This window comes from Streptomyces sp. NBC_00237, assembly GCF_026342435.1.
Classification (GTDB): Bacteria; Actinomycetota; Actinomycetes; order Streptomycetales; family Streptomycetaceae; genus Streptomyces.
The window spans coordinates 703,378-716,302 of record NZ_JAPEMT010000001.1 but is presented as its reverse complement, the minus strand read 5'-3'; the positions used below and the strand labels follow the sequence as shown (position 1 = coordinate 716,302).

The window sequence follows — 12,925 nt, the reverse complement described above, 5'->3', positions numbered from 1 at the left end:
AGGGTCTGGGGCGGCCCGCCGCAGGCGCACCCGGGCGCGGCGCACCCATAGGCGGAGGTAACAGCGGGCAGCACTGGGGCGGGCCCCTTGCGCGGGGCGAGGCGGCACCGGGGCTGGTCGGGGCCGCTCCGGGGTGGGCCCGGAGCGAGGGGGGCCGCCCCCTTGCCCGCCCGTCCCGCCCCCCCGGGGGGCGGCCCCGCCGCCCAAGGGGACGAGGTAAGGCGGAGCCCGAGGGGGCTAGGCGGAGGCGGAGCCAGAGGGGGCTGGGCGGGAGAGGAAGGGCGGAGCCAGAGGGGGCTGGGCGGAGCCCGAGGGGGCTCGGTGGGGAGGGGAGCGAGGCGTGGCGGCCTCGCTCCCCCAGGGGGCTGGGGAAAGGCGGGGCGTATGGGGGCCGAGGGCGTGGGGTGGCGGGGGCCCGCCCCTACGCGCCCGGCCCGCCCGACCCCGGCCCGCCCGACCCCGGCCCGCCCGGTCCCTGTGCAGCCCTCGCATACGCCCGTACGAGAGGCCGAATGTCATCCCTCCGCCACGCCAACGCGAACCGCGACGGCGTGACCCCCCGCACCGGGACCGCCACCACATCCCCCCGCAGCAGCGACGCCGCGTTGCCCGCGGCGACCAGCACCACCCCCTGCCCCGCCACCAGCGCCTCGTACGTCTCGTCGGGGCCGCCCACGACCGCGCCCACCCGCACAGCGACCCCCTTCCTGGCGTCCGTCGCCAGCCAGTAGTCGCGCAGCGGGCCCGCCGAGTCGGGCAGTGCGAGGAAGGGCTCGTCCAGCAGTTCGGAGAAGTCGACCGAGGTGCGCCCGGCCAGCCGGTGCCCTGCCGGAAGGGCGACCAGCCGGGGTTCCTCCGCCAGGACCAGATGCGCGTACCGCGACGGTTCCGGCAGCGGCAGCCACACGTAGGCGACGTCGCTGCTGCCGTCGGCGAGCCCGGCCGTCGGGTCCCCCCAGTCGACCTGCCGCAGCACGGGCGTCGCCTCCGGGTGCGCGTCCGTGAACCGGGAGCGGATCGCGGGCAGGATCCCGCCCCGCGCCGGACCCGTACTCATGCCGATGGTGAGCACACCCGCCGTCGCCGTGCGCAGCGCGGCGATCGCGACCGTCCCCAACTCCCATACGGAACACGTTTGTCGGGCATGCGGCAGCAGCGCCTCACCCGCCTCGGTCAGCCGCACCTCGCGCCGGTCCCGCACGAACAACTCAGCACCGATGGCCCGTTCGAGCTGCCGTATCTGCTTGCTGAGAGCGGACTGAGACACGTACAGCGTCTCCGCGGCCCGGGTGAAGTTCAACTCCGCGGCCACCGCGAGAAAGTAGCGAAGGTCCCTGGTGTGCACATCCATAGCTGATGGTTATCACCGAAGGTCTTGGACGGATACGGACGTGACCCAGCAGAGTTCAATCCGTAACGGGACACCGCCCAGGGCGGGCCCGCCGAAGGCGATCCGGATCGCCCGAAAGCCCCCGGGAGACAAAGACGCCACCGCCGCGGCTGCCGCCCGGCCCGACAGAAGGTACTGGACAGGCACTGGACCCTGACCCAACAGGAGGCCCTACCTTCACCCGCATGAAGATCGTCGTGCACGACACCCTCCCCGCCCACCTCCGCCTCCTCCACCTCCCCGTCCCTGCCCGCCCCGCCGCCCTCCGCGAGATCCTCGCTCCCCTCCACCCCTTCCTCTCCCCCGCTCTCGGCGGCGCCGACCTGGTCGCCCTGCACGAGCAGGGCGTCGGCTTCCCGCTCGACCGCGACGACCCGCGCCTCGTCCCCGCCGTCGAGCAGATGCGGAGGGCCGGGGTCCGGGAACGGATCGAGACGGCCCTCGCCACCGCCCGCGACCGCATCCTCGACACCGCCGCCCCCACCCTCCGCACCCCCGAAACGGTCCACGTCGTCCTCGTCCTCGGCGACCCCGACGACGAACACCTCGTCTCCCGCAGCGCCGGCTACTTCGGCTTCGGCGGCATCCCCGGCGCCGTCCACCTCGTGATGTGGCCGACCCCCACCGCCCTCGCCAAGATCGAGCACGCCGCCGTCCACGAGCTCCACCACAACGTCCGCTACGCCAACGTCGTCTGGGACCCCGAGACCGTCACCGTCGGCGAGCAGGTCGTCGCCGAGGGCCTGGCCGAGGCGTTCGTACGGGAACTGGCCGGGCCGGAAGCGATGGGCCCGTGGGCGACCACCCTCACCGGGGCCGCGCTGGACGACGCGTACGCGAAGGTGACGGCCGGGATCGACGTCTCGGGCATGCAGAACCTGCCCCCGTACGTCTACGGCGACGATTCCGCCGCGTACCTGAACACCACCCCTCTCGGCATCCCCGCCATGGCGGGCTACGCCACCGGCCTGCGCATCGCCGACGCCCACTGCGCGGCCACCGGCCTCACCGCCGCCCAGAGCGTTGCCCTGCCCGCCCGCGACGTACTCACCAACGCGGGAGTACCGACAGTCACCTGAGCCACACTGACCCCATGGAGCACGAGAACCCAGCGGAGAACCCAGCGGAGAAGCCCGCCGAGAACCCTGCCGAGAACCCAGCGGAGAACCCCGCTGAGAACCCCGCCGAGCCCCCCGCCCTCACCGTCGGCCGCACCGCCGCCCTCGTCGGGGTCAGCGTCAAGGCCCTCCACCACTGGGACTCCATCGGCCTCGTCCGCCCCAGCGCACGCACCTGGGCCGGATACCGGGTGTACGGGTCCGAGGACATCGCCCGCATCCACCGGCTCCTCGTCTACCGGGAGTTGGGCATCCCGCTCGCCGAGATCGGCCGCATCCTCGACTCCCCCGGCGCCGACGCCCGCACCCACCTCCGCCGCCAGCGCGCCCAGCTCACGGAGCGCATCGACCGCATGACGCGCATGGTCGCCGCCGTCGACCGCATGCTGGCCGTCTCGCCCCCCGGCGGCATGCGCCTCACCCCCGAGGAACAGGTCTCGGTCTTCGGCGCGGACTGGCAGCCGGAGTGGGTCGGGGAGGCGGAGGAGCGGTACGGCGAGAGCCCGCAGTGGGCGCAGTACGAGGAGCGGGCGTCCCGCCTGACCCGCCAGGAGTGGGAGGAGGTCGCCGCGACCACCCACGCCCTCCACGAGGACCTCGCCACCGCCCTCCGCGCGGGCACCGCCCCCGGCTCCGCCAAGGCGAACGCCCTCGCGGAACGTCAACGCGCCCTGCTCTCCACGTACTTCGACTGCACGTACGGCATGCAGGTGTGCATCGCCCGGACGTACGTCACCGAGCCCGGCTACGCGGACGCCTTCGAGGCCCTGGAGCCGGGCCTCACCGCGTGGCTGCGCGACGCGGTCTTCGCGAACGCGGCGGCGCACGGGGTGGACCCGGAGACGGCGGAATGGGGCTGACCGACAGCCCGGCGGAGTGGGGCTGACCCGCATCACCCCGGCACGTCAGTGGGGCCACTCCAAGCGCACCGGCTCCGCCGGAACCCGCCCGGCCACCAACTCCCGCACCAGAGCGGGCAGTCCGTACGGATAGACCGTCCCGCCCCCCTCGATGAACTCCTCCAGTTCCTTCACCGGCCACCACCGGTGCCCCGCGTGGAAGGCCAGCTCCACCCCCTCAAGCCCGCTCACGTCGACGTCGTACGCGGCCACCCGGCAGTGGAAGAACACATCGCGGAACACCCCTTCCGCCCACCCCAGATCGGCGTACCCGGAAGTCTCCGCGACCATCCCTCCCAGCGCCTCCGCCGACAGCACGAGGCCGGTCTCCTCGCGCAGCTCCCGCGCGGCGGCCTCGGCCAGGGACTCGCCGGGCTCGACGCCGCCGCCGGGGGTGCACCACCCGGGCTCCTCGTCGGCGGCGGCCTCCCCCGCCTTCTCCCGGAAGCCGAACAGCAGCACCCGGCCGCCCTCGTCGATCACCAACACCCGTGCGGACAGCCGCCGTACCTCTTGCTGATCAGTCATCCGGACACCCTAGGCAGGGGCGCCCCGGACGTGGACCCCCGTGCGCACTCCCTCCCTCGTGGGACCCTCCCTCGTGGGGCCTCTCCCGTGGGACCCTCCCTCGTGGGACCTCTCCCGTGGGACTCTCCCTCGCGGAACCTCTCCCGTGGGGCTCTCCCTCGCGGGACCCTCACTCGTGGGGCACGTCCTCCATCGCTGCCCGCTCGGCAGCACTCCTCAGCACGCAGAACTCGTTGCCCTCCGGGTCGGCGAAGACGACCCACCCCCCGCCGTCCGGCTTCCGCCGGTCGTCGAGCAGCTTCGCGCCGAGCCCGAGGTACCGCTCCACCTCGTCGTCGCGCCGCCCGTCGGGCTGGAGGCACACGTGCACCGGGTTCTTGCGGTGCCTGCCCTCGGCCGCCTCGGGGACCTCCGCGAAGAAGAGGCTCATGCCGGTGGGCAGCGGAACGCTGGCGGTCGAGTCCCCTGGCCGGTCCCTGGGGTCCATCGGATGCCCGACGACCCGGCTCCAGAACCCCGCTAGCTCATATGCGTCCACACAGTCGAAGGCCACGTTGTACACGATCGCGCCCATCACTCACACCTTCCGTCACACCGACCACAACTCCCTCTACTGTGCCGGAGGTTCCCCGCCGGGACCCCCCACCCGCACCGCCTCGGCCAACCGCCGGGCGGTCTCCACGTCGCACCGGCCCAGGTCGATCAGCGGCGCGGGAACGTCCCGGGCGCACGACGCGGAGTCCAGCCCCAGCGAGGGAAGGCTCACACCGGCGGCGACCAGGGCCTCACGGAGAGTGCGGATCGTTTCTTCAGCGGCTCGGATACCGAGTTCCTTCGTCGTCATGATCTATATCTCTACCGGCCGTATGGTGCTTATGCATCAAGGGAGTTGAAAGCCCCCGCAAGGGGACCGATGAGATGACCCGTGGGGCCGGGAATGGCCGGGTTCGGCAGCTTGTTGAACGCTGTCATGCCCCCCTCTGATCAGCCGCGTCAACCACACGCCTCCACCCCCGCTCCGGCACCCGTGTCCACCCCCGCATCCGCGTCCGCCCCCGCCCGTACCGGCATGCCGCTCGCCGTGTACATGCTGGGCCTCGCCGTCTTCGCACTCGGCACGAGCGAGTTCATGCTGTCGGGCCTGCTCCCCCCGATAGCCGCCGACATGGACGTCTCGATCCCGCAGGCGGGCCTGCTGATCTCCGCCTTCGCGATCGGCATGGTGATCGGCGCCCCGCTCCTGGCCGTGGCCACGCTCCGCCTCCCCCGCCGGACCACCCTCATCGCGCTGATCAGCGTCTTCGGCCTCGGCCAGGTGGCAGGCGCGCTCGCCCCCACCTACGAGCTCCTCTTCGCGTCCCGCGTGATCAGCGCGTTCGCCTGCGCGGGCTTCTGGGCGGTCGGCGCGGCAGTCGCCATCGCCATGGTGGACGTGGGCTCCCGGGCCCGTGCGATGGCGGTCATGATCGGCGGTCTGAGCATCGCCAACGTCCTGGGCGTTCCCGTCGGAGCCTTCCTCGGCGAGAGCCTGGGCTGGCGCTCCGCCTTCTGGGCTGTGGCCGCAGCCTCCGCCGTCGCCCTGATCGGTGTCGTCACCCTCATCCCCCGCATCCCCCTCCCCTCCGAGAAGCCGAGCCTGAAGCGCGAGTTGGGCATCTACCGCGACCGTCAGGTGCTCGTCTCCATCGTCATCACCGCCCTCGCCGCAGGCGGCGTGTTCTGCGCCTTCAGCTATCTCTCCCCGCTCCTGACCGACGTCGCGGGCCTGGACTCGACGTGGGTCCCCTGGGTCCTCGGCCTCTTCGGCATCGGCGCACTCGCCGGTACGACGGTGGGCGGCATGGTCGCGGACGCGCGCCCCTTCGGCGTCCTGATCGGCGGCATCACCGCCTCCACCGTCCTCCTCGCCGCCCTGGCCCTCTTCGCCTCCACGGCAGCGGTCGCGGTCACCCTCTCCTTCGCCCTCGGCTTCTCCGCCTTCTTCACGGCCCCCGCCCTGAACGCCCGGATGTTCAACGTGGCGGGCGCGGCCCCGACGCTCGCGGGTGCCACGACCACCGCCGCCTTCAACCTGGGCAACACGGGCGGCCCGGCCCTCGGCGGCTCGGTCATCGACGCGGGCTGGGGCTTCTCCTCCACCGCCTGGGCGGGCGCCTCCATGACGATCGTCGCGGTCGCCCTGGTCCTCCTGGCCCTGCGCTGGCAGCGTACGGACGCGAGGGCGTCGAGGCTGGTGGCATCGGGTGCGCCGACCGGTTCGCCGTCCCCGAAGGCGGTCACCGCCTCGTCCTCTGCCTCTTGCTCTTCCTCGAACTAGCACAACCCATTTACATGTAGCCCGCAACCGCCGCCCGTGCCCCCGGTGTCTCCCCTCCCGTACCTGACACGACTGATCAACCCGGGGGAACTCCCATGCGCCTGCGCCGTACCGCTCCGCTCGCCGCCGCCGTCCTCGCGGCCGGACTCGCCCTGACGGCGTGCAACGACAACTCCGGTACGGGGGCCGGGTCGGGCGCGAGCACCGGCGCACCGGCCCCCGACCGGTCGTCCGGGACGTCGGCCACGGGCGGCTCGTCGGAGGGCACCGGCAAGACCACGGGCGGCACGGGCGGCGACACCGGCAAGACCACGGGCGGCGACACCGGCAAGGCGACGGGCGGCACGGGCAGCACGACCGGCGGCGGAGGGATAGCCGCCGCAGCGAAGTGCAGGACGTCCGCGCTGGGCTTCCAGGTCGACCCGGGCGGCGAGGCGACCGCACAGGCCCAGGGCAAGGTCACCATCACCCTCACCAACAAGGGCACGGCCCCGTGCTCCCTCAAGGGCTACCCGGGCGTGGACCTGATGAGCTCCCCCGGCGACACGTGGTCCCTGACCCGCCAGACCTCGGTCAAGCCCAAGGCCCTCACCCTGGACCCGGGCGGCGACGCCTACTTCACGATCACGTACCTCCCCTACTCGGCGGAGGGCAACTCCAAGGACGCCGAGTTCAAGGCCGCCACGATCACCCTGACTCCCCCCGGCGAGACGGAGTCCAAGGACCTCCCCTGGCCGCACAGGACCCCGCTCCTGAAGCAGGACGCGGCCACCCACCCGGGCACGTACGTGGGTCCGGTCACGGACGAGCCCGCCGACGTGTGACCACGACGACCCGCGAGAGAGCGGTGCCGCTCAGCCCGTCCGGTGACCGTGCTTGCGGCGGCGCAGGCCCGCTGCCGTGATGCGGCGGACCAGTTCCTTGCTGCCCACCTCCACCGCGCCCGCCGCGACCGCGTCCGCGTAGCGGGCTTCCGGGACGTCGTAGTGGTCGCGCTCGAAGGCCCTGGGCGGGCAGCCGATGGCGGCGGCGAAGGCGTGGAGTTCGTCGTACGACGCGTCGCTGACCAGGTGCGACCAGAGGCGGCCGTGGCCGGGCCAGGTCGGGGGGTCTATGTAGATCGTCATGCCGGGGGGAGCTTTCCGACGGGGGCGACGGCGACGACGGCCTTCGTGCAGACCCAGTGGGGGTCGGGGCCGAGCTCCGGTTCGACGTCCAGGGCGTGCGGGTCGCCGTCGTGACAGACCGGGCACAGGGGCCAGCGGCCGTACTTTTCGAGAAGCGCGTCCTGTACGTCCTGGGCGATGAGACCCACGACGTACTCGGCCCCCTCGGGCCACTGCTCGACCCACCAGCGGCGGTGCGCGACGGCGTCCTCGACGATCGACACGATGCCGGGGTCCGCGACGTCGCGGGCGGTCAGGTCGGCCATGACCTGGGCGCGGGCGGTGTAGAGGGACTGTTCGAGGGGGGTCATGGGTCCATTGTCGCCCGACGGGACCAAAGTCCCGATGGGTGCGTGACCTACGCACCATTGACGCACCCCCGCCCTGAAAATATCTTTCAGGTATGAGCGACATGGTGAAGGAAAGTTCCAAGGGGTCGGGTGCGAGCCCCACGACCGGGACCACGGCCGCCCCCGCCCCCGCCGCCCTGGCCGCCAAGGTCCGGACCCTCGCCCCCTCCATGACCCGCTCCATGCAGCGCGTCGCCGAAGCCGTCGCGGGCGACCCCGCCGGGTGTGCCGCACTCACCGTGACCGGGCTCGCCGAGCTCACCGGGACGAGCGAGGCGACTGTCGTACGGACGTCACGGCTGCTCGGGTATCCCGGATACCGCGACCTGCGTCTGGCTCTCGCCGGGCTCGCCGCGCACCAGCAGTCCGGGCGGGCCCCCGCCGTCACCGCCGACATCGCGGTCGACGACCCCCTCGCGGACGTCGTCGCCAAGCTCGCGCACGACGAGCAGCAGACCCTCGCCGACACGGCGGCGGGGCTTGACATGGTCCAACTCGGGGCGTCCGTCGCCGCGTTGGCGACCGCCCGGCGCGTCGAGATCTACGGGGCCGGGGCGTCGTCCCTCGTCGGCATGGATCTCGCGCAGAAGCTGCTGAGGATCGGCCTGTTCGCGCACGCGCACAGCGACCCGCATCTCGCCGTCACCAATGCCGTACTGCTGCGGGCCGGGGACGTCGCCATCGGCATCACCCACTCCGGTTCGACGGGCGACACCATCGAGCCGTTGCGCGTCGCCTTCGAGCACGGGGCGACGACGATCGCGATCACCGGACGGCCCGGGGGCCCCGTCGCCCAGTACGCCGACCACGTCCTCACCACCTCCACCGCCCGCGAGAGCGAGCTGCGGCCCGCCGCCATGTCGAGCCGGACGAGTCAACTCCTCGTCGTGGACTGCCTGTTCGTGGGCGTCGCCCAGCGTACGTACGACACGGCGGGCCCCGCGCTCTCCGCCTCGTACGAAGCACTCGCCCACCGCCACGACCCCCGCTCCGCCCGATAAGGAACCCTCACGCCATGACCAGCACCGCCCCGTACGGCGAACTCCGCGCCCAGCTCGACACCCTCACCACCGAGGCGTTCCGCCCCGAGCTCGCCGAGATCGACCAGTTGTCCACGCCCGAGCTGGCCGCGCTCATGAACAGCGAGGACGCGACCGTTCCGGCGGCCGTCGCCGCGCAGCTCCCGCAGATCGCCGCCGCCATCGACGGCATCGCGGCGCGGATGGCGCGCGGGGGTCGGCTGATCTACGCCGGTGCGGGGACCGCAGGGCGGCTCGGTGTGCTCGACGCCTCCGAGTGCCCGCCCACCTTCAACACCGACCCCAGCGAGGTCGTCGGGCTCATCGCGGGCGGCCCCTCCGCCATGGTGAAGGCCGTCGAAGGGGCCGAGGACAGCAAGGAGCTGGCGGCCGAGGACCTCGACGCGCTGAAGCTGACGGGGAACGACACCGTCATCGGCATCTCCGCCTCGGGCCGCACCCCGTACGCCGTCGGAGCCGTCGAGCACGCCCGCGCCCAGGGGGCCCTCACCGTCGGACTGTCCTGCAACGCCGACAGCGCGCTCGCCGCCGCCGCCGAGCACGGCATCGAGGTCGTCGTCGGGCCCGAGCTGCTGACCGGGTCGACGCGGTTGAAGTCGGGCACGGCACAGAAGCTCGTACTGAACATGATCTCGACGCTCGTCATGATCCGGCTCGGCAAGACGTACGGGAACCTGATGGTCGACGTCCGGGCCTCGAACGAGAAGCTGCGGGCCCGCTCGCGGCGCATCGTCGCCCTCGCCACCGGTGCGGACGACGCCGAGATCGAGGCCGCCCTCACCGCCGCCGACGGGGAGGTGAAGAGCGCGATCCTGATCATCCTCGGAGGCGTGGAAGGCCCCACCGCCACGAGCCTGCTCAACGAGGAGCACGGCCACCTCCGCGCGGCCCTCAAGGCCGCCCGCACCACCGTCCGACCCGTCTGACCGTCTGACCCCCACCCCCCGCACAGCAAGGCACCACGCACCATGAGCACCGACACCCCTGAGAACAAGAACCGCGCCACTGCCGCCGCGATCCTTCCGCTCGTCGGCGGCGCGGACAACGTGACCTCGGTCGTCCACTGCATGACCCGGCTCCGGCTGGGCCTGCGCGACCGCGCGCTCGTCCAGGACGACGCCCTGAAGGCGCTGCCCGCAGTCATGGGCGTGGTCGAGGACGACACGTACCAGATCGTCCTCGGGCCCGGCACGGTCGCCCGGGTCACCCCCGAGTTCGAAGCCCTCGTGGCCGAGGGCCAGTCCGCGCACTCCCCGTCGGCCGATCAGCTGGCCGCCGAGGGGGCCGCCCTACGGGCCGCCCAGAAGGCGAAGAACGCCACCCCGTTCAAGCTCCTCCTGCGGCGGATCGCCAACATCTTCGTGCCGCTGATTCCTGCTCTGATCGGCTGCGGCATCATCGCCGGGCTCAACGGACTGCTCGTCAATCTGGGGTGGCTGCCCGCCGTCACCCCGGCGCTGGCGTCCGTCGCGTCCGGGTTCATGGCGCTGATCGCGGTCTTCGTCGGCTTCAACACGGCGAAGGAGTTCGGCGGTACGCCCATCCTGGGCGGGGCGGTCGCAGCGATCATCGTCTTCCCGGGCGTCGCGAAGATCGACGCCTTCGGGCAGACGCTGTCGCCGGGTCAGGGCGGCGTGCTCGGGGCGCTGGGGGCAGCGGTCCTCGCCGTGTACATCGAGAAGTGGTGCCGTCGCTGGGTCCCCGAATCCCTCGACGTGCTGGTCACCCCCACCCTCACCGTCCTGCTGTCCGGGCTGGTCACGATCTTCGGGCTGATGTTCGTCGCGGGTGAGATCTCCACCGCCATCGGTACGGGCGCGGACTGGCTCCTCACCAACACCGGCGCCTTCGCGGGCCTGGTCCTGGGCGGGCTCTTCCTGCCGCTGGTGATGCTCGGCCTGCACCAGGCCCTCATCCCCATCCACACCACCCTCATCGAGCAGCAGGGCTACACCGTGCTGCTGCCGATCCTGGCGATGGCGGGCGCGGGTCAGGTCGGCTGCGCGGTGGCCGTGTTCCTGCGGCTGAAGAACAACCACTCCCTCCGCAACACCATCAAGTCCGCCCTCCCGGCAGGCTTCCTGGGTGTCGGTGAGCCGCTCATCTACGGTGTCTCGTTGCCGCTGGGGCGTCCGTTCGTCACGGCGTGCGCGGGGGGTGCGGCGGGCGGTGCGTTCGTCGGGCTCTTCTCGATGCTGGGTGACAAGGTCGGATCGACGGCGATCGGGCCGTCGGGGTGGGCGCTCTTCCCGCTGCTCCAGGGCAATCAGGGGCTGGGTACGACGATCGCGGTCTACGCGGGCGGGCTGCTCGTCGGGTACGTCGTCGGCTTCGCCGCCACCTACTACTTCGGCTTCACGAAGTCGATGCTGGCGGACATGAACGCTCCGGCGGCGGAGACGGCCGCCGACCCGGCCAGGGCCGAGACCAAGGAACCGGTCAGCGTCTGATGCGCGGCCCCTGCGGTACGAAGCGAGAGCGGTGCTCCCACCCGGGAGCACCGCTCTCGTGCTCCTCGGCGGAGCTCTTCGGACTGTGCGGTCCGCGCCCGGTTGCGTCGTGGCTGGCCGCGCAGTTCCCCGCGCCCCTCAAGGGGCGCTACCTCTGCCAGCAGTCCACGTCCCGCAGCTCCGGCATGCGGTCCCGGGCGAAGACCGGGTCGATGCCCATCCGGCGTTGGGCGCGGTAGTCCTCCAGGAGGCGGAAGGCGATGCCCGAGAGGGGGATGATCGCGGCCATGTTCACCAGCGCCATGAAGCCCATGAAGACATCGGCCAGGTTCCACACGATGGACACGGAGCCGAGGGCTCCGAGGAAGACGGTGGCCAGCACCAGCACCCGGAAGGCCGGCAGGACCCACTTCTTGTCGTCCCCGGTGATGAACTCGATGTTGGACTGGCCGTAGTAGTAGTTCCCGATCATCGAGCTGAAGGCGAGCATGAAGACGACCACCGTCAGGACGTGCCCCGCCCAGTTCCCCAACGACGCGTTCAGCGCGTTCTGCGTGAGGTCCGCACCCTGGCGCGCGCCCGCCAGTTCCGGGTTCGTCGTCAGGATGATGAAAGCGGTCATCGTGCAGATGAGGATGGTGTCGAAGAAGACCCCGAGGGACTGGACCAGACCCTGCTTGACCGGGTGCGAGACCTCCGCCGCCGCGCCCGCGTTCGGTGCCGAGCCGAGGCCCGCCTCGTTGGAGAACATGCCGCGCCGGATGCCCTGCTGGATCGCGGTGCCGATCGCGCCGCCCGCGACCTCCCGGAAGCCGAAGGCCCCGCCCACGATGTCGGCGATGACGCGCGGCAGGTCGTCGATGTTGAGGATCACGACGGCACACCCGAGCAGCAGGTACAGCACCGCCATCACCGGGACGAGGACCTGCGTCACGCTGCTGATGCGCCGGACGCCACCGAAGATCACCAGTCCCAGCAGGGCCGCCAGGGCCGCCCCGATGACCGGCTCCCGCCAGGACGCCGCGCCGCCGAAGGACCCGCCGACGACGGAGACGATCGTGTTGGCCTGCACGGCGTTGAAGACGAAGCCGAAGGTGACGGTGATGGTGACCGCGAAGAGGACGCCCAGCCAGCGCTTCCCGAGGCCGCGCTGCATGTAGTAGGCCGGTCCGCCACGGTACGTACCGTCGTAGTCGCGCACCTTGTACAGCTGGGCGAGGGCCGACTCGACGAAGGCCGAGGCCGCGCCGACCGTCGCCATCACCCACATCCAGAACACCGCGCCAGGACCGCCGAGGGTGATCGCCGCGGCCACGCCCGCGATGTTGCCCGTGCCCACCCGGGCCGCCGCCGAGATGGTGAACGCCCCGAAGGAGGAGACGGACTTGCGCCCGTACGCGTCCGGCTCCGCCTTGTCGCCCAGGACTCTGATCATCTCCGGGAACATCCGGACCTGGACGGCCTTCGAGCGGATGGTGAAGTACAGCCCCGCCCCGATCACGATCGGGATGAGCAGATAGCTCCAGAAGACGTCGTTGATGTCGACGATGACGGAGTCCAGGGTGTCCATGACCCCAGCTTCTGCGCGGACCCGCAGGTCAGCCACCCGGGAACACCCACCTGGGCGGGCCCGAGCCGAGAACGCCACGGGGGCGGCACCCCCGAAG

Annotated in this window: 14 protein-coding genes; 7 read left to right on the top strand and 7 right to left on the bottom strand. The window is 71.9% G+C overall.

The genetic code is table 11. The features are described from left to right. Positions 1-421: 421 nt before the first annotated feature. Positions 422-1,351 carry a LysR family transcriptional regulator gene (locus tag OG897_RS03105; protein ID WP_266652637.1) on the bottom strand — a complete coding sequence of 310 codons (930 nt, stop codon included), beginning with the start codon at positions 1,349-1,351 and terminating at the stop codon, positions 422-424. A 224-nt stretch (positions 1,352-1,575) separates the two neighbouring features. On the opposite strand from OG897_RS03105, the gene OG897_RS03100 reads away from it, so the two are divergent. Further along, entirely contained in the window at positions 1,576-2,469 is an 894-nt protein-coding gene (locus OG897_RS03100; RefSeq protein ID WP_266652635.1) for a DUF2268 domain-containing protein, read from the top strand. A 14-nt stretch (positions 2,470-2,483) separates the two neighbouring features. Then, a complete protein-coding gene (locus OG897_RS03095; RefSeq protein ID WP_266652633.1) occupies positions 2,484-3,368 on the top strand; it encodes a MerR family transcriptional regulator in 885 nt (294 codons plus the stop codon). A gap of 45 nt (positions 3,369-3,413) precedes the next feature. Here OG897_RS03095 and OG897_RS03090 read toward each other — a convergent pair whose 3' ends face one another. From OG897_RS03090 to OG897_RS03080, 3 genes are all read right to left on the bottom strand, one after another. Then, entirely contained in the window at positions 3,414-3,935 is a 522-nt protein-coding gene (locus OG897_RS03090; RefSeq protein ID WP_266652632.1) for an NUDIX hydrolase, read from the bottom strand. A 169-nt stretch (positions 3,936-4,104) separates the two neighbouring features. Beyond that, a complete protein-coding gene (locus OG897_RS03085; protein ID WP_266652631.1) occupies positions 4,105-4,509 on the bottom strand; it encodes a VOC family protein in 405 nt (134 codons plus the stop codon). Between the two features lie 36 nt (positions 4,510-4,545). Beyond that, the gene (locus tag OG897_RS03080; RefSeq protein ID WP_266652630.1) at positions 4,546-4,779 is read right to left on the bottom strand and encodes a hypothetical protein; all 234 of its coding nucleotides are present in this window, start codon (positions 4,777-4,779) and stop codon (positions 4,546-4,548) included. A gap of 225 nt (positions 4,780-5,004) precedes the next feature. Here OG897_RS03080 and OG897_RS03075 point away from each other — a divergent pair, with 225 nt between their 5' ends. Beyond that, positions 5,005-6,252: a Cmx/CmrA family chloramphenicol efflux MFS transporter gene (locus OG897_RS03075; RefSeq protein ID WP_266656516.1), complete on the top strand. Its 1,248-nt coding sequence runs from the start codon at positions 5,005-5,007 to the stop codon at positions 6,250-6,252. A 95-nt stretch (positions 6,253-6,347) separates the two neighbouring features. Further along, complete coding sequence (locus OG897_RS03070) at positions 6,348-7,076, top strand: DUF4232 domain-containing protein (RefSeq protein WP_266652629.1); 729 nt, start codon at positions 6,348-6,350, stop codon at positions 7,074-7,076. 30 nt (positions 7,077-7,106) lie between these two features. On the opposite strand, the gene OG897_RS03065 is transcribed toward OG897_RS03070, so the two are convergent. Then, complete coding sequence (locus tag OG897_RS03065; protein ID WP_266652627.1) at positions 7,107-7,379, bottom strand: DUF4031 domain-containing protein; 273 nt, start codon at positions 7,377-7,379, stop codon at positions 7,107-7,109. Further along, the gene (locus OG897_RS03060) at positions 7,376-7,729 is read right to left on the bottom strand and encodes a hypothetical protein (RefSeq protein WP_266652625.1); all 354 of its coding nucleotides are present in this window, start codon (positions 7,727-7,729) and stop codon (positions 7,376-7,378) included. Before OG897_RS03060 ends, OG897_RS03065 begins: the two co-directional genes overlap by 4 nt. A gap of 101 nt (positions 7,730-7,830) precedes the next feature. Between OG897_RS03060 and OG897_RS03055 the strand changes: the two genes are divergently transcribed. From OG897_RS03055 to OG897_RS03045, 3 genes are read left to right on the top strand one after another with little or no spacing between them, the layout of a single operon-like run. Beyond that, a complete protein-coding gene (locus tag OG897_RS03055; protein ID WP_266656514.1) occupies positions 7,831-8,769 on the top strand; it encodes a MurR/RpiR family transcriptional regulator in 939 nt (312 codons plus the stop codon). 14 nt (positions 8,770-8,783) lie between these two features. Beyond that, positions 8,784-9,734 (top strand): N-acetylmuramic acid 6-phosphate etherase, encoded by a 951-nt coding sequence (gene murQ / locus OG897_RS03050; protein WP_266652623.1) that lies wholly within the window; start codon positions 8,784-8,786, stop codon positions 9,732-9,734. 42 nt (positions 9,735-9,776) lie between these two features. Next, positions 9,777-11,258, top strand: a complete 1,482-nt coding sequence (locus OG897_RS03045; RefSeq protein ID WP_266652621.1) for a PTS transporter subunit EIIC — start codon at positions 9,777-9,779, stop codon at positions 11,256-11,258. Between the two features lie 148 nt (positions 11,259-11,406). Here the strand turns inward: OG897_RS03045 and OG897_RS03040 are convergent, their stop codons facing one another. After that, a complete protein-coding gene (locus OG897_RS03040) occupies positions 11,407-12,828 on the bottom strand; it encodes a sodium:alanine symporter family protein (protein ID WP_266652619.1) in 1,422 nt (473 codons plus the stop codon). Between the last annotated feature and the right edge of the window lie 97 nt (positions 12,829-12,925).